Below are 26,769 nucleotides of genomic sequence, written 5' to 3' on the forward strand. Positions count from 1 at the left end.
TAAGCACTCCGCCTGGGGAGTACGACCGCAAGGTTGAAACTCAAAGGAATTGACGGGGGCCCGCACAAGCGGTGGAGCATGTGGTTTAATTCGAAGCAACGCGAAGAACCTTACCAGGTCTTGACATCCCGATGCTATTTCTAGAGATAGAAAGTTACTTCGGTACATCGGTGACAGGTGGTGCATGGTTGTCGTCAGCTCGTGTCGTGAGATGTTGGGTTAAGTCCCGCAACGAGCGCAACCCCTATTGTTAGTTGCCATCATTCAGTTGGGCACTCTAGCGAGACTGCCGGTAATAAACCGGAGGAAGGTGGGGATGACGTCAAATCATCATGCCCCTTATGACCTGGGCTACACACGTGCTACAATGGTTGGTACAACGAGTTGCGAGTCGGTGACGGCAAGCTAATCTCTTAAAGCCAATCTCAGTTCGGATTGTAGGCTGCAACTCGCCTACATGAAGTCGGAATCGCTAGTAATCGCGGATCAGCACGCCGCGGTGAATACGTTCCCGGGCCTTGTACACACCGCCCGTCACACCACGAGAGTTTGTAACACCCGAAGTCGGTGAGGTAACCTTTTGGAGCCAGCCGCCTAAGGTGGGATAGATGATTGGGGTGAAGTCGTAACAAGGTAGCCGTATCGGAAGGTGCGGCTGGATCACCTCCTTTCTAAGGAAAAACGGAATGTACTTGAGTTTCTTATTTAGTTTTGAGAGGTCTTGTGGGGCCTTAGCTCAGCTGGGAGAGCGCCTGCTTTGCACGCAGGAGGTCAGCGGTTCGATCCCGCTAGGCTCCATTGAATCGAAAGATTCAAGTATTGTCCATTGAAAATTGAATATCTATATCAAATTCCATATGTAATTAATTACATATAGATAGTAACAAGAAAATAAACCGAAACGCTGTGAATATTTAATGAGTTAGGTCGAAAGACCAAAATAAGGTTAAGTTAATAAGGGCGCACGGTGGATGCCTTGGCACTAGAAGCCGATGAAGGACGTGACTAACGACGAAATGCTTTGGGGAGCTGTAAGTGAGCAATGATCCAGAGATGTCCGAATGGGGGAACCCGGCAGGTAATGCCTGTCACTCATTACTGTTAAGGTAATGTAGAGGAAGACGCAGTGAACTGAAACATCTAAGTAGCTGCAGGAAGAGAAAGCAAAAGCGATTGCCTTAGTAGCGGCGAGCGAAACGGCAAGAGGGCAAACCGAAGAGTTTACTCTTCGGGGTTGTAGGACTGCAACGTGGACTTAAAGAGTATAGAAGAACTACCTGGGAAGGTAGGCCAAAGAGAGTAATAGCCTCGTATTCGAAATAGTCTTTATACCTAGCAGTATCCTGAGTACGGCGAGACACGAGAAATCTCGTCGGAATCTGGGAGGACCATCTCCCAACCCTAAATACTCTCTAGTGACCGATAGTGAACCAGTACCGTGAGGGAAAGGTGAAAAGCACCCCGGGAGGGGAGTGAAATAGAACCTGAAACCGTGTGCCTACAACAAGTTCGAGCCCGTTAATGGGTGAGAGCGTGCCTTTTGTAGAATGAACCGGCGAGTTACGATATGATGCGAGGTTAAGTTGAAGAGACGGAGCCGTAGGGAAACCGAGTCTTAATAGGGCGCATTAGTATCATGTCGTAGACCCGAAACCATGTGACCTACCCATGAGCAGGTTGAAGGTGAGGTAAAACTCACTGGAGGACCGAACCAGGGCACGTTGAAAAGTGCTTGGATGACTTGTGGGTAGCGGAGAAATTCCAAACGAACTTGGAGATAGCTGGTTCTCTCCGAAATAGCTTTAGGGCTAGCGTCGATGTTAAGTCTCTTGGAGGTAGAGCACTGTTTGGGTGAGGGGTCCATCCCGGATTACCAATCTCAGATAAACTCCGAATGCCAACGAGATATAATCGGCAGTCAGACTGCGAGTGCTAAGATCCGTAGTCGAAAGGGAAACAGCCCAGACCACCAGCTAAGGTCCCAAAATATATGTTAAGTGGAAAAGGATGTGGGGTTGCACAGACAACTAGGATGTTAGCTTAGAAGCAGCTATTCATTCAAAGAGTGCGTAATAGCTCACTAGTCGAGTGACCCTGCGCCGAAAATGTACCGGGGCTAAAACATATTACCGAAGCTGTGGATACCTTTATAGGTATGGTAGGAGAGCGTTCTATGTGCGAAGAAGGTGTACCGTGAGGAGTGCTGGAGCGCATAGAAGTGAGAATGCCGGTATGAGTAGCGAAAGACAGGTGAGAATCCTGTCCACCGTAAGACTAAGGTTTCCAGGGGAAGGCTCGTCCGCCCTGGGTTAGTCGGGACCTAAGGAGAGACCGAAAGGTGTATCCGATGGACAACAGGTTGATATTCCTGTACTAGAGTATATAGTGATGGAGGGACGCAGTAGGCTAACTAAACCAGACGATTGGAAGTATCTGGCCAAGCAGTGAGGTGTGATATGAGTCAAATGCTTATATCTATAACATTGAGCTGTGATGGGTAGCGAAGTTTAGTAGCGAAGTTAGTGATGTCACACTGCCAAGAAAAGCTTCTAGCGTTAATTATACTCTACCCGTACCGCAAACCGACACAGGTAGTCGAGGCGAGTAGCCTCAGGTGAGCGAGAGAACTCTCGTTAAGGAACTCGGCAAAATGGCCCCGTAACTTCGGGAGAAGGGGCGCTGACTTATGGTCAGCCGCAGTGAATAGGCCCAAGCAACTGTTTATCAAAAACACAGCTCTCTGCTAAATCGTAAGATGATGTATAGGGGGTGACGCCTGCCCGGTGCTGGAAGGTTAAGAGGAGTGCTTAGCGTAAGCGAAGGTATGAATTGAAGCCCCAGTAAACGGCGGCCGTAACTATAACGGTCCTAAGGTAGCGAAATTCCTTGTCGGGTAAGTTCCGACCCGCACGAAAGGCGTAATGATTTGGGCACTGTCTCAACGAGAGACTCGGTGAAATTTTAGTACCTGTGAAGATGCAGGTTACCCGCGACAGGACGGAAAGACCCCATGGAGCTTTACTGCAGTTTGATATTGAGTATCTGTACCACATGTACAGGATAGGTAGGAGCCTATGACCTCGGGACGCCAGTTTCGAGTGAGGCGTTGTTGGGATACTACCCTTGTGTTATGGCTACTCTAACCCAGATAGGTTATCCCTATCGGAGACAGTGTCTGACGGGCAGTTTGACTGGGGCGGTCGCCTCCTAAAAGGTAACGGAGGCGCCCAAAGGTTCCCTCAGAATGGTTGGAAATCATTCGCAGAGTGTAAAGGTATAAGGGAGCTTGACTGCGAGAGCTACAACTCGAGCAGGGACGAAAGTCGGGCTTAGTGATCCGGTGGTTCCGCATGGAAGGGCCATCGCTCAACGGATAAAAGCTACCCTGGGGATAACAGGCTTATCTCCCCCAAGAGTTCACATCGACGGGGAGGTTTGGCACCTCGATGTCGGCTCGTCGCATCCTGGGGCTGTAGTCGGTCCCAAGGGTTGGGCTGTTCGCCCATTAAAGCGGCACGCGAGCTGGGTTCAGAACGTCGTGAGACAGTTCGGTCCCTATCCGTCGCGGGCGTAGGAAATTTGAGAGGATCTGCTCCTAGTACGAGAGGACCAGAGTGGACTTACCGCTGGTGTACCAGTTGTTCTGCCAAGAGCATCGCTGGGTAGCTATGTAGGGAAGGGATAAACGCTGAAAGCATCTAAGTGTGAAGCCCACCTCAAGATGAGATTTCCCATGATTTTATATCAGTAAGAGCCCTGAGAGATGATCAGGTTGATAGGTTAGAAGTGGAAGTGTGGTGACACATGTAGCGGACTAATACTAATAGCTCGAGGACTTATCCAAAGAAAGTAACTGAGACATATTGACAACGATTTGGTTTCTTGATACAGTATAGATATTCAATTTTGAGTTGAGAATACTCAGAGTTAAGTGACGATAGCCTAGGAGATACACCTGTTCCCATGCCGAACACAGAAGTTAAGCCCTAGTACGCCTGATGTAGTTGGGGGTTGCCCCCTGTTAGATACGGTAGTCGCTTAGCGTTTATCCGCCATAGCTCAGTTGGTAGTAGCGCATGACTGTTAATCATGATGTCGTAGGTTCGAGTCCTACTGGCGGAGTATAATTCTTATTGCTAGACCTAGGTCTAGCTTTTTTATTGTTAAGTTATTTACTTGTTAAAAGTTTAAATTTCAGATATGATAATACTATATTTTAAATTGAGAGGTATTATTATGTCAAATTTTGCATCTGCTTTTACACCTATTTCTGTTTCTTCGGCTAAGAAGAATATTGATACAGCTGATAAATTTATTTTATTTATTGGACGTCCTTCTTGTCCATATTGTCAACTTTTTGAATCTAAATTATCAAATGTGGCACGTAATTCAAATCTTACTATTTTCTATATTATTAGCGAAAATAGTGAAGAATTAGAAGATATTCAAGCTTTACGTAAAAGATATGGTATTGCTACAGTTCCTGCTCTCTTTGTTTCAGAAAATGGAGCTGCTAAGGTTGTATGTGACTCATCTCTTTCTGAGGATGATATTTTAGATTTTATTTCTTAGTCTTTTTGGAGGTTCTTATGTTTATTTGTAAACACGAGGTCCAGTATTATGAAACAGATCGAATGGGTATTACTCATCATTCTAATTATGTTCGATGGATGGAAGAGGCGAGAACTTTTTTTCTAAGAGAGATAGGTTGGCCTTATGAAAAAATTGAAGAGGAGGGAATTATCTCTCCTGTTACTTCAATTTCCTGTGACTATAAAGCTACTTCTACTTTTGCAGATGTAATTTCTATCGAGATTAATGTTAAAAGAGTTAAATCTGCTAAACTTACTTTTGTATACAATATGGTAAATCAAAACGGAATCCTTGTTTGTACAGCTGTTTCTGAACATAGTTTCTTGTCTAAGGACGGTAGTTTTGTCAATCTTAAAAGAGATTATTCGTTATTTTTTAATCTTTTAAAAGAGCATTTAGTTATGTAATAAAAAAGAAGAAAATCAATTTGATTTTCTTCTTTTATTCGGCAAGGAGTTTTTGATAAATAGCTAAATTTTCATCATCAAATACGTTAAATATTACTTTTTTTATTATACTTGACTCGTCAATAAAGGTTTTGACTGTTTGAATGGCGATTTTGGCAGCTTCTTGTTTTGGAAAATTGAAATCTCCAGTTGATAGACATGGTATAGCAATTGATTCAATGTTATTTTTCTCAGCTAGTGCTAATACTGAAAGATAACTTTTTGCTAAAAGATCTTCATCAATTTGTGTCGGTTGATCTACTATTTTTGGACCTACTGTATGAATGACAAAGGCAGAAGGAAGATTGTAAGCTGGGGTGATTTTAGCCATGCCAACGGGTTCTTCATATCCTTGTTCTAAGATGAGCTCGAAACAAGCTTGGCGTAATTGAACACCTGCGTATGTATGAATAGCGTTATCTACACAATCATGAAGTGGTTTCATACATCCAAGTAAGGTTTTATTAGCTGCATTTACGATTGCATCTACTTCGAGTTTTGTAATATCACCTTTCCAGAGGTAGATTCGATCATCTTGTGGAATGGGCTGGAGCGAATTGAGTTGTACAAATCCTCTTTCCCCTTTTCTAACTTGTAGGTAAAGGTCTTGGATTGTTAAGAATTGTGTTGATGCTGCCATTGGTTTACGTGTATTAAAGAGTGCTCTGAGAAGTTTTTGTTTTTCCTCGAGTTCTTCTGGGATAATCAAATCATGTAATTCTAGATTTTCTTTTTTGAGTTCACCTATGAGATAGGTAATCATTGCATCTTTATCCATATTTACTCATTTCTATTTTTATAGTTTTTTATTATTATACTCCCAAGACTGCCTGTGGGCAAGTGATGTCTATGATAGGTAATGACTAATATTTGATAAGAATTTTTTATGTATGTGTCAAATTCTTGCAATAGCCTTTAGAATCATATAGAATAGGTCTACAAAAGTTTTATAATGTCTAGGAGGATGATTAAATGACACAAGTAGTAACAGATGCTACATTTGAACAAGAAACAGCTGAAGGCCTCGTTTTGATTGATTTTTGGGCAACTTGGTGTGGGCCTTGCTTGATGCAAGCACCAATTCTTGAGCAACTTTCTGAAGAAATTTCAGAAGATGAACTTAAGATTGTTAAAATTGATGTTGATGAGAACCCAGAAACAGCTCAGAAGTTTGGAATTATGTCTATTCCAACTTTACTCTTCAAAAAAGATGGTGAGGTTGTTAAGCAAGTAGCAGGTGTACATACAAAAGAACAAATTAAAGCTATCGTTGCCGAGCTTATCTAACTAATCGTCACAGTCCCGTTTGGGGATTTTTATTTTTAGTTTATTCAAACGACGAGGAGAATCATATGTCTTATTCATTTCAAAATCCTAGTGATGAGGTTATAGAATCTTATTTAAAATCTGCAAAGACGATTGCAATTGTTGGTTTATCTCATCGCAAGGAGGCAGCATCTTATCAGGTTGCTCATTTTCTACAAGCTGCTGGTTATCGTATTATACCAGTAAATCCCAAACTAGAAGGTCAGGAGCTTCTAGGAGAGCATGTTTATGCTCATCTTAAAGATATCCCATTTTCGATTGATATTGTTGATGTATTTAGACGAAGTGAGCTTTTACCAGATGTTGCCTATGATATTCTTGAAACGGATGCAACAGTTTTTTGGAGTCAAATTGGTCTTGAGAATGAGGAGGCTGAGACTATTCTTCGTCAAGCGAATAGACAGGATATTGTAATGAATCGTTGTACAAAGAGAGAATATATGCGACTCTTTGTTTAATAAAATGAAAAGGTGAGTGAGCTATGCTCGCTCGTTTTTGTTATAATAGAGCTATGATTGAAATTTTTGATACGCATACCCATCTTAATGTGGATAATTTTGCAGGAAAAGAACAAGAAGAAATAGATTTTGCAGCTGAACTAGGTGTTGTTAAAATGAATATTGTTGGTTTTGATAAACCAACAATAAATAAATCTTTAGCACTATCAGAGAGATATGATCAATTATATAGTACGATTGGATGGCATCCTACGGAAGCGGGGTCCTATTCTCAGGAAATTGAGGATAGGATTGTATCACAATTAGATAATCCGAAAGTAGTGGCACTTGGGGAAATCGGTTTGGATTATTATTGGATGGAGGATCCTAAAGAAACTCAGATTGATGTCTTTAAGCGTCAAATATTTTTGTCAAAGGAACACAATTTACCTTTTGTTGTCCATACACGTGATGCACTTGAGGATACTTACGCTGTTATTAAAGAAGTTGGTGTTGGTCCTCGTGGGGGGATTATGCACTCATACTCAGGATCCCTAGAAATGGCTCAAAAATTTGTTGATCTTGGAATGATGATTTCATTTTCAGGTGTTGTAACTTTTAAGAAGGCTTTGGATGTCCAAGAAGCTGCTCAGAAGTTACCTTTAGATAAGATTCTGGTTGAAACGGATGCACCGTATTTGGCACCTGTTCCCAAACGTGGTCGTGAGAATCGTACAGGCTATACACGTTACGTAGTAGACAAGATTGCTGAGCTTCGTGGTTTAACGAGTGAAGAAGTGGCTAGGGCTACTTATGACAATGCGATGAGGATTTTTGGTCTGGATGAATAAAATAAAGATTCAAGAAGTCATCGTTGTAGAAGGTAAGGATGACACGGCAAATTTGAGACGTTTTTATGAGGTGGATACCTATGAGACTAGAGGATCCGCTATTAATGAGGATGATTTAGAGCGTATCGATAAGCTTAATGACTTACGCGGAGTGATTGTTTTTACTGATCCAGACTATAATGGTGAGCGTATCCGTAAAATCATTATGGAAGCTGTTCCGACAGCAAAGCATGCTTTTTTAAACCGTGGGGAAGCAACACCAAAATCTAAGACTAAAGGTCGTTCATTGGGTGTTGAGCATGCGAGTTTTGAGGATCTTCAAAAGGCCTTATCTGGAGTTTTAGGTAGTTACGATGATGATAATCAGTTTGATATTAGTAAATCAAATCTTATGAAGTTAGGGCTACTAATGGGAGCAGATAGTCGAAAGCGTCGAGAATATTTGGGCGAGGTGCTTCGTATTGGTTATTGTAATGGAAAGCAGCTTTTAAAGCGTTTGGAATTGTTTGGAATCACATTAGAGGAGCTAGAAGAGGCTATGTCAAATTACTAGATTACCAGTGATTTTAACATCAAATCGCTACTAAGTAGCTTATTATTGAGGTTGGGATAATTAAGGGTTTGGACCTGTTTTGTGTCCAAGTATAAAAATCGTGAAAATAATAAGAAAAGAGAATAAATGAGAATTGCAGATTATAGCGTGACCAAGGCTGTCCTTGAACGCCATGGCTTTACCTTTAAGAAGTCTTTTGGACAGAACTTCTTAACAGATACAAATATTTTACAAAAAATTGTTGATACGGCAGAGATCGATAAAAATGTCAATGTAATCGAAATTGGACCTGGTATCGGAGCATTAACAGAATTCTTAGCTGAAAATGCTGCGGAAGTTATGGCTTTTGAAATTGATGATCGGTTGGTTCCGATTTTAGAGGATACATTACGTGACCATGAAAATGTTAACGTGATTAATGAAGATGTTCTCAAGGCGGATTTACAGACACGTGTCAAAGAGTTTAAAAATCCAGAACTACCAATCAAGGTTGTAGCTAACTTGCCATACTATATTACGACGCCAATTCTGATGCATTTGATTGAGAGTAAGATTCCTTTTGCAGAATTTGTTGTTATGATGCAAAAAGAGGTTGCTGACCGCATTTCTGCAGAGCCTAATAGCAAGGCTTATGGTTCTCTATCAATTGCTGTGCAGTATTATATGACCGCTAAAGTGGCATTTGTTGTCCCTCGTACAGTCTTTGTACCAGCCCCGAATGTTGACTCAGCAATTTTGAAGATGACGCGCCGTGAACAACCGTTGGTTGAAGTTAAAGATGAGGATTTCCTTTTCCGAGTGGCTAAGGCTAGCTTTGTCCATCGTCGTAAGACATTGTGGAATAATTTAACAAATCATTTTGGTAAATCTGAAGAAGTGAAAACCAAACTTGAGCAGGCTTTGGAAATTGCTGATATAAAACCTTCTATTCGTGGAGAGGCTCTATCTATTTCTGATTTTGCACACTTATCAGATGCTTTGAGTGAAGCAGGTCTATAATTCAAAAATCCCACTGAATTTCAGTGGGATTTTTAGCTATGCGGAGAAAGGGATTTGAACCCTCACGCTTGAAAAAGCACATGCGCCTGAAGCATGCGTGTCTGCCATTCCACCACCTCCGCAGTGATAGGATTATTATACTGCAAATTACTAAAAATGCAAGGAGCTTAAGGAAATGGAAATGTGGTTTGTTTTGGATCAGAAAAGCGTGTTGTTTTGTGGTATAATAGGGCTATTAAACGATTGAGGAGTTCACTTGCAAGGAAGAATTATCAAAGCACTGGCAGGTTTCTATTATGTAGAGCATGATGGTGTTGTATACCAGACGCGTGCGCGAGGAAATTTTAGAAAAAAAGGACAAACACCTTACGTTGGGGATTTTGTCGAATTTTCAGCAGAGGAAAATTCAGAAGGCTATATCCTTAAAATTGGTCAACGAATCAATAGCTTAGTGCGCCCACCCATTGTCAATATAGATCAGGCTGTGGTCATTATGTCTGCTAAGGAACCGGATTTCAATAGTAATCTTCTGGACCGTTTTTTGGTTTTACTAGAGCATAAAAATATAAAACCTGTAATTTATATTTCTAAGATGGATTTGGTTGAAGATGATTCAGAAATGAAAGCCATTCAAAAACAGTATCAAAAAATTGGTTTTGATTTTATCTTCAGTTTGGAAGAACTATTGCCGCTCTTGACTGATAAAATAACAGTCTTTATGGGACAGACAGGTGTTGGAAAATCAACCTTGTTGAACCGTATTGCCCCACAGTTACATTTAGAAACAGGTGAGATTTCAGACAGTTTAGGTCGTGGGCGTCATACTACAAGGGCTGTAAGTCTTTATGATGTTCATGGAGGGAAGATTGCTGATACACCAGGATTCTCTTCGCTAGATTATGAAGTGGATAATGCCGAGGACTTGAGTGAAGCTTTTCCAGAAATCCGTCAAGCTAGTCATGGCTGTAAATTCCGTTCTTGTACTCATACCCATGAGCCTTCTTGTGCTGTTAAGGATGAGGTTGAAGATGGTCAAATTTGGCAAGTCCGTTATGATAATTACCTTCAATTTTTAAGTGAAATTGAAAACCGTCGTGAAACATATAAGAAAACTGTAAAAAGAAAGTAGGTCTCTCATGTCTTATAAAATTGCTCCGTCTATCCTAGCTGCTGACTATGCTAATTTTGCTTCAGAACTAGCTCGTATTGATGCATCAGGTGCGGAATATGTTCACATTGATATTATGGATGGTCAATTTGTCCCTAATATCAGTTGGGGAGCAGATGTGGTCGCTAGCATGCGTAAACATAGCAAGTTGGTTTTTGATTGCCACCTTATGGTTGTTGATCCTGAACGTTATGTGGATGCCTATGCACAAGCAGGTGCAGATATCATGACTATTCATGTTGAAGCCACTAAACATATCCATGGTGCCCTCCAGAAAATCAAAGCTGCTGGTATGAAAGCAGGTGTTGTGATTAATCCTGGAACCCCAGTCGAGGCACTTATTCCTGTACTTGATTTAGTGGATCAAGTACTTATTATGACTGTAAATCCAGGTTTTGGTGGTCAGGCGTTCATTCCAGAAATGATGTCTAAAGTAGAGCGTGTTGTGGAGCTTCGCGAAAAAGGTGGCTATTCATTCGATATTGAAGTTGATGGTGGTGTAGATAACAATACCATTGCAGCATGTGCCAAGGCGGGGGCTAATGTTTTTGTAGCGGGCTCTTACCTCTTCAAAAATCCTGATTTGACAGCGCAAGTTCAAACGCTTCGTGATGCTATCGATGCCTAAAATAGCTTTATTTGTCGGTGGTGAGCTAGAGTGGTTCACTACCGATTTTGATTATTTTGTTGGGGTGGATCGCGCGTGCTTACGTTTGTTGGAGTTGGGTTTGCCTCTTGATTTGGCTATCGGAGACTTTGATTCAGTATCGCGGTCAGAGTTAGAGATGATTCAATCAGCTGCCAAAGATTGTAGGATTGCTCCAGCTGAAAAGGATGACACGGATACAGAGTTAGCCCTAAAAATTATATTTCAATTATACGCTGAGGCGGAAGTAACTATTTTCGGTGCTTTTGGTGGCAGAATTGATCATATGTTATCAAATATATTTTTGGTCAGCGATCCTGATTTAGTTCCTTTTATGAGGCATATCTGTTTGCGAGATAAGCAAAATAAGATTACTTATTATTCAGAAGGAAGTCATAAAGTTTTACCAGAACCTGGAATGACATATGTTTCTTTTTTACATGAAGGTGATGGAGAACTGACGATTTTGGGAGCAAAATACGAATTAACTAGTATGAATTATTTTCAAAAGAAAATCTACTCTAGTAATGAATTTGTTGATGGTCCAATTCAAGTGCTTGTGCCAAATGGATATGTGATTGTCATCCAGACTAAAGATAGGAGTTAGTATGATCTATCTACTTACACTTTTAACTTTATTAAGCTTTGGGATTCTTATTGTTCTTTTCTTGAGAAATATGGAGTTAAAAGAACAGATTAATAAGGGTTTGGAAGAAAATGCAGATAATCTTTCAGATCAAATTTCGTTTCAATTGGAAAGTTTTGCTAAGACAAACCAACTGGAAACGACAAAGCAATTGAACCAATTGCAGATGGAACTATATCAACAGTTGACAGATATCCGAGAAGTTTTACATCAAAATTTGTCTGATAATCGAGACCGTTCTGACCAACGTCTTGAGCAAATAAACCAAAGCTTAACCAAAGCTGTTAAAGATATGCAGGATTCCAATGAGAAACGCTTGGAACAAATGCGTCAGACAGTTGAAGAGAAACTTGAGCAAACCCTACAAACACGTTTACAAGCCTCTTTTGAGACAGTTTCAAGACAGTTAGAGTCAGTCAACCAGGGCTTGGGGGAAATGAAAAATGTAGCCAAGGATGTTGGCAGTCTTAACAAGGTCCTTTCAAATACAAAAACACGAGGCATTCTGGGAGAGCTTCAATTAGGACAAATTATTGAAGACATATTGACTGTTAATCAGTACGAACGAGAATTTCCTACGGTATCAGGTTCAAGTGAACGAGTTGAATATGCAATCAAAATGCCAGGAAACCACAAAGACGAATATATCTACCTTCCCATTGATTCTAAGTTTCCTTTGGAAGATTACTATCGTCTGGAAGATGCTTATGAGTCTGGTAATAAAGAGGAAATTGAGAATCACCGTAAGTCTCTTTTGACTAGTATTAAGCGATTTGCCAAGGATATTAACAAGAAGTATCTTAACCCACCTGAAACCACAAATTTTGGTATATTATTTTTGCCGACGGAAGGACTTTATGCTGAGGTAGTACGCCAACCAGCCTTCTTTGACGCCCTTCGTCGCGAGGAGAATATTGTTATCGCAGGGCCGTCAACTTTATCAGCACTCTTGAATTCATTGTCCGTAGGATTTAGGACTTTGAATATTCAAAAGAATGCAGATGATATTAGTAAGGTTTTAGGCAATGTCAAACTAGAATTTAACAAGTTTGGAGATATGTTAGCTAAAGCTCAGAGACAATTGAATACAGCAAGTAAAACAGTCGATAGTCTTCTCAACACAAGGAGTAGGGCAATTGTTAGAGCTCTTGATACAATTGAAACCTATCAAGACTGTGCGACACAAAGTTTGTTAGATTTACCACGATTAGAAAACGAGGACAAGCATGAAGATTAATCAAATGAAAAAAGACGAGTATTTTGAAGGTTTTTATCTGATTAAGCGTGCAGAGGTACGTAAGACAAGAGCAGGAAAGGATTATATTGCCTTTACTTTTCAGGATGATACTGGAGAGATTTCAGGAAACCTGTGGGATGCTCAGCCTTATAATGTCGAAGAATTTACCGCAGGTAAAGTAGTGCATATGGAGGGGCGTCGAGAAGTTTATAATAATACTCCTCAGGTAAACCAAATAACCTTACGCTTGCCTACATTTGGTGAGCCAAATGATCCAGCTGATTTCAAAGAGAAACCACCGGTAAATCCTTCTGAAGTACGCGAATACCTAGAGCAAATGATTTTCAAGATTGAGGAAGCAACTTGGCAGCGTGTTGTTCGTGCTCTTTATCGAAAGTATAATAAAGAGTTTTTCACTTTTCCAGCTGCTAAAACAAATCATCATGCTTTTGAAAGTGGACTAGCCTATCATACGTCTACTATGGTTCGCCTAGCGGACAGCATTGGAGATATTTATCCAGAGCTCAATAAGAGTCTACTTTTTGCAGGGATTATGCTTCATGATTTAGCTAAGGTTATTGAACTTACTGGTCCTGAAAACACTGAGTATACGGTTCGTGGGAACTTAATTGGTCATATTGCCTTGATTGATGAAGAAATTACCAAGGTCCTTGTGGAACTTAATATTGACGATACGCGTGAGGATGTCGTTGTTTTGCGTCATGTTATTCTCAGCCACCACGGACAACTGGAGTATGGTAGCCCAGTTCGCCCGCGTATTATGGAAGCAGAAATTATTCATATGATTGATAATCTTGATGCCAGTATGATGATGATGACGACAGCTCTTAACCTAGTAGGACCAGGAGAAATGACAAATCGTCTCTTTGCTATGGATAATCGTTCCTTCTACAAGCCAAAATTTGATTAAAATCGAAATTAAGCGAGCATTTTATATGAAAATGTTCGTTTTTTGCTGTATTATGGTATAATAGTTAAAAAGTACAGAAAATATAGGTAACATATGAAATTAAAACGAAGTGAACGCATGGTAGTGATTTCAAACTACCTAATTAATAATCCCTATCAATTGACAAGTCTCAATACTTTTGCAGAGCGATATGAAGCTGCTAAGTCTTCAATCTCAGAAGATGTTGCTATCATTAAAAAAGCTTTTGAGGAAAGTCAAATAGGAGAAATCGAAACAGTAACTGGTGCATCTGGCGGTGTTATGTTTACACCGACCATTTCTGATGAAGATGCAAGAAGTCTGGTTGAAGATCTTTGTAAACGTCTTTCAGAGAGTGATCGTATCTTACCAGGTGGTTATCTCTACTTATCTGATTTATTGAGTACACCATCTATTTTGAAAAATGTTGGTCGTATCATTGCTAGTGCCTTTAAGGGACAAAAAATTGATGCCGTTATGACTGTAGCAACTAAAGGAGTTCCTTTAGCAAATGCAGTAGCAGATGTCTTGAACATTCCGTTTGTTATTGTTCGCCGTGACTTAAAAATTACAGAAGGTTCAACTGTATCGGTAAACTACGTTAGTGGTTCAAGTGACCGTATTGAAAAGATGTTCCTTTCAAAACGTAGTTTGAAACCCAATAGCCGCGTCCTTATTGTTGACGATTTTCTTAAAGGTGGTGGTACCATTACGGGTATGATTAGCTTGCTTTCAGAATTTGATAGTGAGTTAGTAGGTGTAGCTGTATTCGCAGAAAATGCCAAGGGCGATCGTGATATCCATGAATATAAATCATTACTTACTGTTTCTGACATTGATGTAAAAGCACAGAAGGTAGAAGTTGAAGTCGGTAATATTTTTGACAAGTAATTAATCTACGATATTATTCCTAATTTGATGATTAGGAATTTTTCTTTTTAACAAGAAACTGTTGACAATAACTATCGAAAAATGATATTATACTAGACGGTACTTTTTACTTTTGGTCTCTCAAAAGTGTACAGAGACGTGCTGACATAAGTTGCAAAAGTACACACAGATATGGGCTGTCACCAAGTGCCATATCAACCAAAAATAAAAAAACACAGGAGAATGTAGATGCCTACAATTAACCAATTGGTTCGTAAACCACGTCAATCAAAAGTTGTTAAATCTAAATCACCAGCTTTGAACGTTGGTTACAATAGCCACAAAAAAGTTCAAACTAACGTATCTTCACCACAAAAACGTGGTGTTGCAACACGTGTTGGAACAATGACACCTAAGAAACCTAACTCAGCCCTTCGTAAATTCGCTCGTGTACGTTTGAGCAACCTTATCGAAGTTACTGCTTACATCCCAGGTATCGGACACAACCTCCAAGAACACAGCGTTGTTCTTATCCGTGGTGGACGTGTAAAAGACCTTCCAGGGGTACGTTACCACATCGTCCGTGGTGCACTTGATACTGCAGGTGTAGCTGATCGTAAACAAAGCCGTTCTAAATACGGTGCTAAACGTCCTAAAGGATAAGAAGGGAGATAAGATAAAATGAGTCGTAAAAATAGAGCGCCTAAACGCGAAGTATTGGCAGATCCATTGTACAATTCAAAAATCGTTACACGTCTTATCAACCGTGTAATGCTTGACGGTAAACGTGGTACTGCTGCAACAATCGTATACGATGCTTTCGAGCAAATTAAAGAAGCAACTGGAAACGATGCTCTTGAAGTATTTGAAACAGCTATGGACAACATCATGCCTGTACTTGAAGTACGTGCACGTCGTGTAGGTGGTTCAAACTACCAAGTCCCAGTTGAAGTTCGTCCAGAACGTCGTACAACTCTTGGTCTTCGTTGGTTGGTTAACGCATCACGTGCGCGTGGTGAACACACTATGAAAGATCGTCTTGCAAAAGAAATCATGGATGCTGCAAACAACACTGGTGCATCAGTTAAGAAACGTGAAGATACTCACAAAATGGCTGAAGCAAACCGTGCCTTTGCACACTTCCGCTGGTAATCATAAGTTTCAAGCTGAATTACAGTCATATATTCATAAGATAAGATTATGGATTTGTAATAGGCTGACTTTGAATTCAAATAATATCATTCCTATCATTTGAAAACCAGTTAAATATTAGTGAAAAACGGGTAGGTCCTGCCTATCCGTTTTTTGACAATAATGTTATAATAAATAAGTAAACTAAAATATTTATAGGAGAATAAACCTAATGGCACGCGAATTTTCACTTGCAAAAACTCGTAATATCGGTATCATGGCCCACGTCGATGCCGGTAAAACAACTACAACAGAGCGTATCCTTTACTACACTGGTAAAATCCACAAAATCGGTGAAACTCACGAAGGTGCATCACAAATGGACTGGATGGAGCAAGAACAAGAACGTGGTATCACCATCACATCTGCCGCTACAACAGCACAATGGGATGGTCACCGCGTTAACATCATCGATACACCAGGACACGTGGACTTCACAATCGAAGTACAACGTTCACTCCGTGTATTGGATGGTGCCGTAACCGTTCTTGACTCACAATCAGGTGTAGAACCTCAAACTGAAACAGTTTGGCGTCAAGCAACTGAGTATGGTGTTCCACGTATCGTATTTGCCAACAAAATGGATAAAATCGGTGCAGACTTCCTTTACTCAGTAAGCACACTTCACGATCGTCTTCAAGCAAACGCTCACCCAATCCAATTGCCAATCGGTGCTGAAGATGATTTCCGTGGTATCATTGACTTGATTAAAATGAAAGCTGAAATCTATACTAATGACCTTGGTACAGATATTCTTGAAGAAGATATTCCAGCAGATTACGTTGATCAAGCAAACGAATACCGTGAAAAATTGATCGAAGCAGTTGCTGAAACTGACGAAGATTTGATGATGAAATACCTTGAAGGTGAAGAAATCACTAACGAGGAATTGAAAGCAGCTATCCGTCGTGCAACAATCAATGTTGAATTCTTCCCAGTTCTTTGTGGTTCTGCCTTCAAGAACAAAGGTGTTCAATTGATGCTTGATGCGGTTATCGATTACCTTCCAAGCCCACTTGATATCCCTGCAATCAAAGGTATCAACCCAGATACAGACGAAGAAGAAACTCGTCCAGCATCTGATGATGAGCCATTTGCAGCTCTTGCCTTCAAGATCATGACTGACCCATTTGTAGGTCGTTTGACATTTATCCGTGTTTACTCAGGTATCCTTCAATCAGGTTCATACGTAATGAACACATCTAAAGGTAAACGTGAACGTATCGGACGTATCCTTCAAATGCACGCTAACAGCCGTCAAGAAATTGAACAAGTATACGCCGGTGATATCGCTGCTGCTATCGGTTTGAAAGATACTACAACTGGTGACTCATTGACTGATGAAAAAGCTAAAGTTATTCTTGAGTCAATCGAAGTTCCAGAACCAGTTATCCAATTGATGGTTGAGCCTAAGACTAAAGCTGACCAAGATAAGATGGGTATCGGTCTTCAAAAACTTGCTGAAGAAGATCCAACATTCCGTGTTGAAACTAACCCTGAAACTGGTGAAACAGTTATCTCTGGTATGGGTGAACTTCACCTTGATGTCCTTGTTGACCGTTTGAAACGTGAACACAAAGTTGAAGCAAACGTAGGTGCTCCACAAGTATCATACCGTGAAACATTCCGTGCAGCTACACAAGCACGTGGTTTCTTCAAACGTCAATCTGGTGGTAAAGGTCAGTTTGGTGATGTTTGGATTGAATTTACTCCAAATGAAGAAGGTAAAGGTTTCGAATTCGAAAATGCTATCGTCGGTGGTGTGGTTCCACGTGAATTCATCCCTGCAGTAGAAAAAGGATTGGAAGAATCTATGGCTAACGGTGTCCTTGCTGGATACCCAATGGTTGATATCAAAGCTAAACTTTACGATGGTTCATACCACGATGTCGACTCATCTGAAACTGCCTTCAAGATTGCTGCGTCTCTTGCACTTAAAGAAGCTGCTAAGACTGCACAACCAACTATCCTTGAACCAATGATGCTTGTAACAATCACTGTTCCTGAAGAAAACCTTGGTGATGTTATGGGTCACGTTACAGCTCGTCGTGGACGTGTTGATGGTATGGAAGCACATGGTAACAGCCAAATTGTTCGTGCATATGTTCCACTTGCTGAAATGTTCGGTTATGCAACAACACTTCGTTCTGCAACACAAGGACGTGGTACATTCATGATGGTATTTGACCACTATGAAGATGTTCCTAAATCAGTTCAAGAAGAAATCATCAAGAAAAATTCTGGTGAAGCTTAATTAGAACTTATAAAGTTAAGGTACTTATGAAAGTAAGTGCCTTTTCTATTTGCAATTTTTTGAAAAAAATTATATAATATGACTGTTGAAAGGTTGAGTTGAAAGCGCTCAAGTTAATCTTTTCACAATAGGGAGAGCTTGCTCTCAAAATTATATTTATTTGATTTTCATAAGGAGGAAATCACTAATGGTAGTTAAAGTTGGTATTAACGGTTTCGGTCGTATCGGTCGTCTTGCTTTCCGTCGTATCCAAAACGTAGAAGGTGTTGAAGTTACACGCATCAACGACCTTACAGATCCAGTTATGCTTGCACACTTGTTGAAATACGACACAACTCAAGGTCGTTTCGACGGTACTGTTGAAGTTAAAGATGGTGGATTTGAAGTTAACGGTAAATTCGTTAAAGTTTCTGCTGAACGTGACCCAGAACAAATTGACTGGGCTAACGACGGTGTAGAAATCGTTCTTGAAGCAACTGGTTTCTTTGCTAAGAAAGATGCTGCTGAAAAACACTTGCACGAAGGTGGAGCTAAGAAAGTTGTTATCACTGCTCCTGGTGGAAACGATGTTAAAACAATTGTATTTAACACTAACCACGACATCCTTGACGGTACTGAAACAGTTATCTCAGGTGCTTCATGTACTACAAACTGCTTGGCTCCAATGGCTAAAGCATTGCAAGATAACTTCGGTGTTAAACAAGGTTTGATGACTACTATCCACGCTTACACTGGTGACCAAATGATCCTTGACGGACCACACCGTGGTGGTGACCTTCGTCGTGCACGTGCTGGTGCTGCAAACATCGTTCCTAACTCAACTGGTGCTGCTAAAGCTATCGGTTTGGTTATCCCAGAATTGAACGGTAAACTTGACGGTGCTGCACAACGTGTTCCAGTTCCAACTGGATCAGTTACTGAATTGGTAGCAGTTCTTGAAAAAGACGTTACTGTTGATGAAGTGAACGCAGCTATGAAAGCAGCTTCAAACGAATCATTCGGTTACACTGAAGATCCAATCGTATCTTCAGATATCGTAGGTATTTCTTACGGTTCATTGTTTGATGCAACTCAAACTAAAGTACAAACTGTTGATGGTAAACAATTGGTTAAAGTTGTTTCTTGGTACGACAACGAAATGTCATACACTTCACAACTTGTACGTACTCTTGAATACTTCGCGAAAATCGCTAAATAATTCAATTGTATAAAAAGAAGAGCTTCGGCTCTTTTTTTATTTCTCAAAATAATAAAACAGCCGTATAAATTGGCTGTAATAATCTTAGTAGTATTGTGATTTATGAATAAGCTAGAAGGAATTCCAAATAAGTAGAAAGAGCATGACACAACCCCAGGAGTTTTTATTGTGTTTTTGAATGGCTAGCATACCATAAAGTGGTAAGGCTATAAGAAGAGATTGAAAAAGGGTAGGAAATAGATTTTTTGTGATTAATCTAAAGTATCTGAAAGATTCTTTACGATAAAGCATAACAGTGCTGGTTCCCAAGCCTGCTATGGCAAATTGACAACTGGCTAATAAGATTAATCGAAGCTATAGCGGTACTGAGGTTTGATCAGTTTTAGAAAAAAGAGTTGGTTTAAGAGTAAGAAAGAGGAGCAGAGGAACAAGAGGAAGAAAGAGGATTACATTTAGATCATGGTCAGCTTGTTGCTGCCTATTGTTTAGTTGTTTTTCATAGCTTTTCTATCTTTCTATTTCGATTATATGCTAAATGTTTTATACTAGCAATAAGCCAGAAATCCTTCTGATTTTGCTATCTCTTTTATGCATTTTGTGATATAATGAAAACGTATTAAAAAATTAAGGAGTCTGATCAAATGGCTAAATTGACTGTTAAAGACGTTGACTTGAAAGGGAAAAAAGTTCTCGTTCGTGTTGACTTCAACGTACCTGTAAAAGATGGCGTGATCACTAACGATAACCGTATCACTGCTGCTCTTCCAACTATCAAGTACATTCTTGAACAAGGTGGACGTGCAATCCTCTTCTCTCACCTTGGACGTGTAAAAGAAGAAGCTGATAAGGATGGTAAATCACTTGCTCCTGTAGCCGCTGACTTGGCTGCTAAATTGGGTCAAGACGTTAAATTTATCCCAGGCGTTACACGTGGTGCAGAATTGGAAGCAGCTGTTAATGCTCTTGAAGATGGACAAGTTCTCTTGGTTGAAAACACTCGTTTTGAAGATGTTGATGGCAAGAAAGAATCTAAAAATGATCCTGAACTTGGTAAATACTGGGCATCACTTGGAGATGGTATCTTCGTAAACGATGCATTCGGTACAGCTCACCGTGCACACGCATCTAACGTTGGTATCTCAGCAAATGTTGACAAAGCTGTTGCTGGTTTCCTTCTTGAAAACGAAATTGCTTACATTAAAGAAGCAGTTGAAACTCCAGAACGTCCATTCGTAGCTATCCTTGGTGGTTCTAAAGTATCTGATAAGATTGGTGTTATCGAAAACCTTCTTGCAAAAGCTGATAAAGTTCTTATCGGTGGTGGTATGACTTACACGTTCTACAAAGCACAAGGTATCGAAATCGGTAACTCACTTGTAGAAGAAGATAAACTTGATGTTGCTAAAGCTCTTCTTGAAAAATCAAACGGTAAATTGATCTTGCCAGTTGACTCAAAAGAAGCTAATGCATTTGCTGACTACACTGAAGTGAAAGACACTGAAGGTGAAGCAGTAGACCCAGGTTTCCTTGGTTTGGATATCGGTCCTAAATCAATTGCTGAATTCGATAAAGCCTTGACTGGTGCGAAAACAGTTGTATGGAACGGACCTATGGGTGTATTTGAAAACCCTGACTTCCAAGCTGGTACAATCGGTGTGATGGACGCTATCGTAAAACAACCAGGCGTTAAATCAATCATCGGTGGTGGTGATTCAGCTGCCGCAGCTATCAACCTTGGTCGTGCAGATAAATTCTCATGGATCTCTACTGGTGGTGGTGCTTCTATGGAACTTCTTGAAGGTAAAGAACTTCCAGGATTGGCTGCACTTACTGATAAATAAGTCTATTAGAATGATAAGAGTTGGGAAACCAACTCTTTTTTGTGTCATCTCATTGAGTGTTTGATAGAGGCTAAAACTATTATTGGAAAGTAAGTTTCTCTCTAAAAATTGGCGATTATTAGTTAGAACTTTGCAGTAATATACTGTATAAGTAGCCAAATGGTTCATAATAATGTTAAAATGGTAAAATGGGATTGAAATTTGAACCGAAAAAATTTAAATTTGGTATGCGTACACTTAAGACGGGCCTTGCTGTCTTTCTTGTTTTAGGTCTTTTTTCTGCTTTAGGTTGGGAAGGGCTTCAGATTGGTTGTTTGACAGCAGTCTTTAGTCTTCGAGAAAACTTTGATAGAAGTATTCAGTTTGGTAAATCACGTATTTTTGCGAATACGGTTGGAGGTCTTTTGTCGCTATTATTTTACTTTGTGAATATGTGGTTTCATCATTCAGTTTGGGTGACCTTGCTATTGGTTCCAATTTTGACAATGTTAACGATTGTCATTAATGTGTCTTTTAATAATGCTTCTGGTGTTATTGGAGGGGTGGCTGCACTTTTGATTATTACCTTGTCTATTCCACCTGATAATACCTTTACTTATGTTATTGCTAGAGTCTTTGAAACTTTCTGTGGAGTCTTTATAGCAATCCTTGTCAATTATGATTATGATTGGCTACTTAAACATTTAAAATAAGAATGATAGGGTTCTATTGGACTCTATTTTTTATGATTTTTCGATAAAATCCTTAAATTAGAGCGAATATACAATGTAATGTTCGGTAATTGCTTATTGTGTAAGAAAAAGTGACATAAACTGTTGACATGTAGAAATATTCAGAATATAATTGTTAGGAAAGGAGGATGATCATGGCAAGAGAGAAAGAATTAAGGCGTTCTCTAGCTGTTTTTCCGATTGGAACAGTTATGAAGTTGACGGATTTAACCGCTCGTCAAATTCGTTACTATGAAGATCAAGGTTTAATTCAACCTGAACGTACAGCTGGAAATCGTCGGATGTACTCATTAAATGATATGGATCGTTTATTGGAAATCAAAGATTTTTTGGATGATGGTTACAATATTGCAGCGATTAAACATGAGTACGAAGAGCGTGAAGTTCGTGCCCAACAAAAACAAGTGGCTTTAACAGATGCGGACGTTCGACGTATCTTGCATGATGAACTCCTTCAGCAAGGCCGTTTTACGACCCCGTCACAACAATTTGGTAACTTGCGTATCTAATTACGCTTTGAACTTTTATTTTTGGTTTTTATAAAGGAGACCCCTATTATGGCAATCACAGCAGCTGATATTCGTCGCGAAGTCAAAGAGAAGAATGTTACTTTCTTGCGTTTAATGTTCTCTGATATCCTTGGTGTTATGAAGAACGTTGAAATTCCTGCGACAGATGAACAGTTGGATAAGGTACTTTCAAATAAAGCTATGTTTGATGGTTCATCAATCGAGGGATTTGTTCGTATCAACGAATCTGATATGTATCTTTACCCAGATCTTGATACGTGGACAGTTTTCCCTTGGGGCGATGAAAATGGTGCAGTAGCTGGTCTTATTTGTGATATCTATACTTCTGCGGGTGAACCATTTGCTGGTGACCCTCGTGGTAACTTGAAAAAAGCTTTGCGTCATATGGAAGAAGTTGGTTATAAATCATTTAACCTTGGACCAGAACCAGAATTTTTCCTTTTCAAATTAGATGAGCAAGGTAATCCTACGCTTGAAGTTAACGATAAAGGTGGTTATTTTGACCTTGCTCCTACTGACCTTGCAGACAACACACGTCGTGAAATCGTTAATGTGTTGACAGAAATGGGATTTGATGTTGAGGCATCTCACCATGAAGTGGCGGTTGGTCAACATGAAATCGACTTCAAGTATACAGATGTTTTGAAGGCTTGTGATAATATCCAAATTTTCAAATTGGTTGTTAAGACAATCGCTCGTAAACATGGTCTTTATGCGACATTTATGGCGAAACCTAAATATGGTATTGCTGGTAGCGGTATGCACTGTAACATGTCTCTCTTCACTGAAGAAGGAAATGCATTCTTTGATCCAGAGGATCCACGTGGTATGCAATTGTCTCAAGACGCTTACTACTTCCTTGGTGGTTTGATGAAACATGCATATAACTATACTGCAATTATTAACCCAACAGTTAACTCTTACAAACGTTTGGTTCCTGGATATGAAGCTCCTGTATATATTGCATGGGCAGGTAGCAACCGTTCACCATTGATCCGCGTTCCTGCGTCTCGTGGTATGGGTACACGTTTGGAATTGCGTTCAGTAGACCCAATGGCAAACCCATACTTGGCACTTGCTGTTCTTTTGGAAGCTGGTCTTGATGGTATTATTAACAAGATTGATGCTCCAGATCCAGTTGAAACAAACATTTACTCAATGTCTCCTGAAGAACGTAAAGAAGCAGGTATTATTGATTTGCCATCAACACTTCGTAACGCCCTTAAAGCATTGGAAACAGATGAAGTGGTTCGTCAAGCTTTGGGTAATCATATCTATACAAACTTCCTTGATGCGAAACGTATGGAATGGGCAAGCTATGCTACCTTTGTTTCACAATGGGAAATTGATAACTACTTGGACATTTATTAAGAAATTAAATTTGAAAATCAGGTTATGCCTGGTTTTCTTTTTCTTTTTAATTTATTAAGTTCTTGGACAAATTACGTAGTTTTAACTGAGCTGTTTTCTTTTGTCATATTTCTTTATTTCTCCTTAATCGCATTAAAATATGAGAGTGTTAAACTAATTCCATATTAATCTTATTCAGGGGGAAATATGAAAACTACAAAAAAAGCTGCTTTGGCAGCAGCCTCAAGTGCATTATTGCTCGGTCTTACAGTCGCACAAACAGTTAATGCTGATACTTATACAGTTCAAAATGGAGATTCATTCTTCGGGATTGCTAGTCAGTATGGTGTAGATCCTTATCAATTAGCAGCTGAAAATGGCATGACTATTTGGTCAACAATTGTTCCTGGTGGAAGCTTGGAAGTTTCAGGAGCTACTACGGCAGTTGAAGAAACAACAGAAGTTTCTTCTTCAGAGGTAACAGCTACTGATTCAGATGCTACTTGGAATCGTTATCCAGTTGGTCAATGTACATGGGGTGTTAAGGAAGTCGCTCCATGGGCAAGTAACTGGTGGGGTAATGGTGGCGATTGGGCCGGAAGCGCTGCTAGCCAAGGTTATGCTGTAGGTTCAACACCTGTGACAGGATCAATTGTATGTTGGACTGATGGTGGTTATGGTCACGTTGGTTATGTAACACAAGTTGGTCAAGATGGTCAAATTCAGATCTTGGAGTCAAATTATCAAGGTCAACAACAAATCAATAACTATCGTGGTTGGTTTGATCCACAAAATTCACTAACACCAGGTTCAGTATCTTACATTTATCCAGGTGCATAAAACGAAAAGAAGCGCTTATAGCGCTTTTTTACTTACTGAAGGATTGTGTATTGGACTAGATTTAAACTTAAAAAATGGTAGCTAGATGGCTACCATTTTTTATTTATCAGGTGTGAGAATCATTGGAATAATGATTGGTTCACGTTCTGTTTTTTCATATAGGAATGGGCGTAAAGCATTGACGATAGCTCCGTTAACAGATTGGATGCTAGCATCTTTGTTCTTAAGAGCGATACGAATAGCATTGAATAGAATGCGTTGGCTTTCGCGGATAAGATCGCCAGATTCACGCATATAGATGAAGCCACGACTGAGGATGTCTGGACCAGCTAGAATCATCTTAGACTTGAAGTCAACAGTAGCTACGGCAAGTACAACACCATCTTCAGAAAGATCACGACGGTCACGAAGAACCGCGGCTCCGATATCCCCAATACCATTACCATCAACATAGATATCTTGGGCATTGAAGTGACCTGCACGACGCGCAGAGTCTTTTGTTAGGGCTAAGACATCACCATTTTCCATAATGAAGATATTATCTTTGGGAACGCCACAATCAACAGCAAGACCTGCGTGGACTTTCTGCATGCGGTATTCACCGTGAACAGGCATGAAGAATTTTGGTTTTATCAAACGAAGCATTAGTTTTTGCTCTTGTTGACCACCGTGTCCAGAGGTATGGATATTGTTGATTTTACCGTGGATAACATCAACACCAGCTTCTTGAATGGTATTAATCAGACGGTTAACGCTAGTGGTGTTCCCTGGAATAGGACTAGATGAGAAGATGACAGTGTCACCAGGTTGTAGTGTCACTTGGCGGTGCATACCATTGGCGATACGTGCAAGGGCCGCCATAGGCTCCCCTTGAGAACCGGTACACATGATAAGAATCTCACTGGCATGATAGTTTTTCATCTCACTAGGATCAATGATAGTCCCTTTTGGAACCTTGATGTAACCTAGTTCAACCCCATTGACAATGGCTTTTTCCATAGAACGTCCGAAGACAACAATCTTACGGCCAGTTTTTACAGCGGCTTCGGCAGCTTGTTGAAGACGGAAAATGTTTGAGGCAAATGAGGCGAAAATAATACGTCCGTGGATGCCTTCAATAATTTTCATAATGGATTGGCCAACAACCTTCTCGGAATTAGTGAAAGTTGGTACTTCAGCATTGGTTGAGTCTGAGAGGAGGCAAAGAACACCTTCCTCACCAAGTGCAGCCATACGGTGAAGGTCTGCTGGTTCCCCTACTGGGGTGAAGTCAAACTTAAAGTCACCGGTACACACAATTTTACCTTGAGGTGTATGGATGACAATACCGAGAGGTTCTGGAATTGAGTGAGTAGTGCGGAAGAAGGTCACGCTCATATTTTTGAAAGTAAGCTCTGTATTAGCATTAATTTCGTAGAGTTGTGCGTCACGAAGTAGTCCGTGTTCTTCCAATTTTCCTTTGATAAGAGCAAGAGCAAGCGGTCCTGCATAAATTGGGATATTTGCCTGTTTAAGAAGGAAGGGAATCCCACCAATATGGTCTTCGTGACCGTGGGTAATGACAAGTGCCTTTACACGATCAACGTTTTCAACGATGTAAGAATAGTCTGGGATGACATAGTCGATTCCGAGAAGATCGTCTTCGGGGAATTTAATACCCGCATCGACGATGATAATCTCATCTTGGTATTCAATACCATAGGTGTTTTTACCGATTTCCCCCAAACCACCAATCGCATAAACCCCAACTTCTTCAGGTTTTAGATTGATTTTTGATGCCATGGTCTTAGAACTCCGTTACTTCAAAAACGCCTGTTTCTTTTTCGTATTCAAGGGCTTTTTCTGAGAGGAGCTCAATGAATTCGATGTTATAGGCAGTGTTTTTTTCGATGATTTGACGAGCTTGGATACGTCCCTCAAGTTCAGTTTCTGCATCGATATCTAGGTAGAGTGATTTTGTCTGTTCACGGCGTGGATTACGCTCTTTAGTTTCTTGGTAAAAGACTTTATAAATCATGGTTTTCCTTTCTTTCCAAAAGGCTCTGCCATTCTATAAAAAAACCGGTCAAGTTAATCTTTCCATGATTTACTTGACGTTATGATATTCACTTTA

General features: G+C 40.1%; 25 protein-coding genes, 3 tRNA genes and 3 rRNA genes (1 of these 31 cut by a window edge). 27 read left to right on the top strand and 4 right to left on the bottom strand.

From position 1 onward, the window contains the following. The 7 genes from LG375_RS08200 to LG375_RS08230 all read left to right on the top strand — a co-directional run. A 16S ribosomal RNA gene (locus tag LG375_RS08200) occupies positions 1–671 on the top strand (it extends 877 nt beyond the left edge of the window). Between the two features lie 54 nt (positions 672–725). Continuing rightward, positions 726–798, top strand: a tRNA-Ala gene (locus LG375_RS08205). A 146-nt stretch (positions 799–944) separates the two neighbouring features. Continuing rightward, positions 945–3,844, top strand: a 23S ribosomal RNA gene (locus LG375_RS08210). A gap of 83 nt (positions 3,845–3,927) precedes the next feature. Next, positions 3,928–4,043: ribosomal RNA gene (gene rrf, locus LG375_RS08215) — 5S ribosomal RNA — on the top strand. Together the 16S, 23S and 5S rRNA genes with 2 tRNA genes alongside form the textbook arrangement of a ribosomal RNA operon. A 5-nt stretch (positions 4,044–4,048) precedes the next feature. Then, positions 4,049–4,122: transfer RNA gene (locus LG375_RS08220), tRNA-Asn, on the top strand. A 114-nt stretch (positions 4,123–4,236) separates the two neighbouring features. Beyond that, entirely contained in the window at positions 4,237–4,572 is a 336-nt protein-coding gene (gene traF, locus LG375_RS08225; protein WP_225745602.1) for a conjugal transfer protein TraF, read from the top strand. Between the two features lie 17 nt (positions 4,573–4,589). Continuing rightward, positions 4,590–5,000, top strand: a complete 411-nt coding sequence (locus LG375_RS08230) for an acyl-CoA thioesterase (protein ID WP_155198313.1) — start codon at positions 4,590–4,592, stop codon at positions 4,998–5,000. A gap of 34 nt (positions 5,001–5,034) precedes the next feature. Here LG375_RS08230 and LG375_RS08235 read toward each other — a convergent pair whose 3' ends face one another. After that, positions 5,035–5,817: a protein-ADP-ribose hydrolase gene (locus tag LG375_RS08235; RefSeq protein ID WP_155198312.1), complete on the bottom strand. Its 783-nt coding sequence runs from the start codon at positions 5,815–5,817 to the stop codon at positions 5,035–5,037. Between the two features lie 194 nt (positions 5,818–6,011). Between LG375_RS08235 and trxA the strand changes: the two genes are divergently transcribed. The 5 genes from trxA to rsmA all read left to right on the top strand — a co-directional run bounded on the left by trxA (position 6,012) and on the right by rsmA (position 9,205). Continuing rightward, positions 6,012–6,326 (top strand): thioredoxin, encoded by a 315-nt coding sequence (gene trxA / locus LG375_RS08240; protein ID WP_225745603.1) that lies wholly within the window; start codon positions 6,012–6,014, stop codon positions 6,324–6,326. Between the two features lie 65 nt (positions 6,327–6,391). Further along, positions 6,392–6,823 (top strand): CoA-binding protein, encoded by a 432-nt coding sequence (locus tag LG375_RS08245; protein WP_225745604.1) that lies wholly within the window; start codon positions 6,392–6,394, stop codon positions 6,821–6,823. Between the two features lie 53 nt (positions 6,824–6,876). Beyond that, entirely contained in the window at positions 6,877–7,653 is a 777-nt protein-coding gene (locus tag LG375_RS08250; protein WP_225745605.1) for a TatD family hydrolase, read from the top strand. Further along, positions 7,646–8,206 (top strand): ribonuclease M5, encoded by a 561-nt coding sequence (rnmV, locus tag LG375_RS08255; protein ID WP_049546080.1) that lies wholly within the window; start codon positions 7,646–7,648, stop codon positions 8,204–8,206. Before LG375_RS08250 ends, rnmV begins: the two co-directional genes overlap by 8 nt. A 126-nt stretch (positions 8,207–8,332) precedes the next feature. Continuing rightward, complete coding sequence (gene rsmA, locus LG375_RS08260) at positions 8,333–9,205, top strand: 16S rRNA (adenine(1518)-N(6)/adenine(1519)-N(6))-dimethyltransferase RsmA (RefSeq protein WP_049546081.1); 873 nt, start codon at positions 8,333–8,335, stop codon at positions 9,203–9,205. Between the two features lie 39 nt (positions 9,206–9,244). On the opposite strand, the gene LG375_RS08265 is transcribed toward rsmA, so the two are convergent. Further along, positions 9,245–9,327, bottom strand: a tRNA-Leu gene (locus tag LG375_RS08265). A 134-nt stretch (positions 9,328–9,461) separates the two neighbouring features. Between LG375_RS08265 and rsgA the strand changes: the two genes are divergently transcribed. The 15 genes from rsgA (at position 9,462) to LG375_RS08340 (ending at position 24,656) form a co-directional block, all read left to right on the top strand. Further along, positions 9,462–10,334, top strand: coding sequence for a ribosome small subunit-dependent GTPase A (gene rsgA / locus LG375_RS08270; protein ID WP_064523136.1), 873 nt, complete (start codon positions 9,462–9,464; stop codon positions 10,332–10,334). Between the two features lie 7 nt (positions 10,335–10,341). Further along, positions 10,342–11,001 (top strand): ribulose-phosphate 3-epimerase, encoded by a 660-nt coding sequence (gene rpe, locus LG375_RS08275; protein ID WP_002884311.1) that lies wholly within the window; start codon positions 10,342–10,344, stop codon positions 10,999–11,001. After that, a complete protein-coding gene (locus LG375_RS08280; protein WP_073685461.1) occupies positions 10,994–11,626 on the top strand; it encodes a thiamine diphosphokinase in 633 nt (210 codons plus the stop codon). The genes rpe and LG375_RS08280 overlap by 8 nt, the downstream gene beginning before the upstream one ends. Before the next feature lies 1 nt (position 11,627). Next, positions 11,628–12,902, top strand: coding sequence for a DNA recombination protein RmuC (rmuC, locus tag LG375_RS08285; protein ID WP_073685459.1), 1,275 nt, complete (start codon positions 11,628–11,630; stop codon positions 12,900–12,902). After that, a complete protein-coding gene (locus tag LG375_RS08290) occupies positions 12,892–13,833 on the top strand; it encodes a 3'-5' exoribonuclease YhaM family protein (protein WP_037599070.1) in 942 nt (313 codons plus the stop codon). The genes rmuC and LG375_RS08290 overlap by 11 nt, the downstream gene beginning before the upstream one ends. 93 nt (positions 13,834–13,926) lie before the next feature. Then, positions 13,927–14,742, top strand: coding sequence for a pur operon repressor (gene purR, locus LG375_RS08295; RefSeq protein WP_002891918.1), 816 nt, complete (start codon positions 13,927–13,929; stop codon positions 14,740–14,742). A gap of 228 nt (positions 14,743–14,970) precedes the next feature. Continuing rightward, positions 14,971–15,384 (top strand): 30S ribosomal protein S12, encoded by a 414-nt coding sequence (rpsL, locus tag LG375_RS08300; RefSeq protein WP_002884809.1) that lies wholly within the window; start codon positions 14,971–14,973, stop codon positions 15,382–15,384. An 18-nt stretch (positions 15,385–15,402) separates the two neighbouring features. Next, positions 15,403–15,873 (top strand): 30S ribosomal protein S7, encoded by a 471-nt coding sequence (gene rpsG, locus LG375_RS08305; protein ID WP_002884746.1) that lies wholly within the window; start codon positions 15,403–15,405, stop codon positions 15,871–15,873. 211 nt (positions 15,874–16,084) lie between these two features. Next, positions 16,085–18,166, top strand: a complete 2,082-nt coding sequence (gene fusA / locus LG375_RS08310; protein WP_002891917.1) for an elongation factor G — start codon at positions 16,085–16,087, stop codon at positions 18,164–18,166. Between the two features lie 187 nt (positions 18,167–18,353). Beyond that, on the top strand, positions 18,354–19,364 hold the full coding sequence (gap, locus tag LG375_RS08315; protein WP_002884461.1) for a type I glyceraldehyde-3-phosphate dehydrogenase: 1,011 nt from the start codon (positions 18,354–18,356) through the stop codon (positions 19,362–19,364). Between the two features lie 641 nt (positions 19,365–20,005). Continuing rightward, positions 20,006–21,205, top strand: a complete 1,200-nt coding sequence (locus LG375_RS08320) for a phosphoglycerate kinase (protein WP_002891914.1) — start codon at positions 20,006–20,008, stop codon at positions 21,203–21,205. A 188-nt stretch (positions 21,206–21,393) separates the two neighbouring features. Further along, positions 21,394–21,897 carry an FUSC family protein gene (locus LG375_RS08325; protein WP_037602725.1) on the top strand — a complete coding sequence of 168 codons (504 nt, stop codon included), beginning with the start codon at positions 21,394–21,396 and terminating at the stop codon, positions 21,895–21,897. A gap of 173 nt (positions 21,898–22,070) precedes the next feature. Next, positions 22,071–22,445, top strand: coding sequence for a MerR family transcriptional regulator (locus tag LG375_RS08330; protein WP_008535631.1), 375 nt, complete (start codon positions 22,071–22,073; stop codon positions 22,443–22,445). A gap of 48 nt (positions 22,446–22,493) precedes the next feature. Beyond that, the gene (glnA, locus tag LG375_RS08335) at positions 22,494–23,837 is read left to right on the top strand and encodes a type I glutamate--ammonia ligase (protein ID WP_002884322.1); all 1,344 of its coding nucleotides are present in this window, start codon (positions 22,494–22,496) and stop codon (positions 23,835–23,837) included. Between the two features lie 186 nt (positions 23,838–24,023). Continuing rightward, on the top strand, positions 24,024–24,656 hold the full coding sequence (locus LG375_RS08340) for a CHAP domain-containing protein (protein WP_002891908.1): 633 nt from the start codon (positions 24,024–24,026) through the stop codon (positions 24,654–24,656). 99 nt (positions 24,657–24,755) lie between these two features. Here LG375_RS08340 and rnjA read toward each other — a convergent pair whose 3' ends face one another. Further along, on the bottom strand, positions 24,756–26,438 hold the full coding sequence (gene rnjA, locus LG375_RS08345; protein ID WP_002884294.1) for a ribonuclease J1: 1,683 nt from the start codon (positions 26,436–26,438) through the stop codon (positions 24,756–24,758). 4 nt (positions 26,439–26,442) lie between these two features. Next, positions 26,443–26,673: a DNA-dependent RNA polymerase subunit epsilon gene (locus LG375_RS08350; RefSeq protein WP_002884752.1), complete on the bottom strand. Its 231-nt coding sequence runs from the start codon at positions 26,671–26,673 to the stop codon at positions 26,443–26,445. Positions 26,674–26,769 lie beyond the last annotated feature (96 nt).

Source organism: Streptococcus sp. Marseille-Q3604 (genome assembly GCF_916619785.1).
In the GTDB taxonomy this organism is placed as follows: domain Bacteria; phylum Bacillota; class Bacilli; order Lactobacillales; family Streptococcaceae; genus Streptococcus.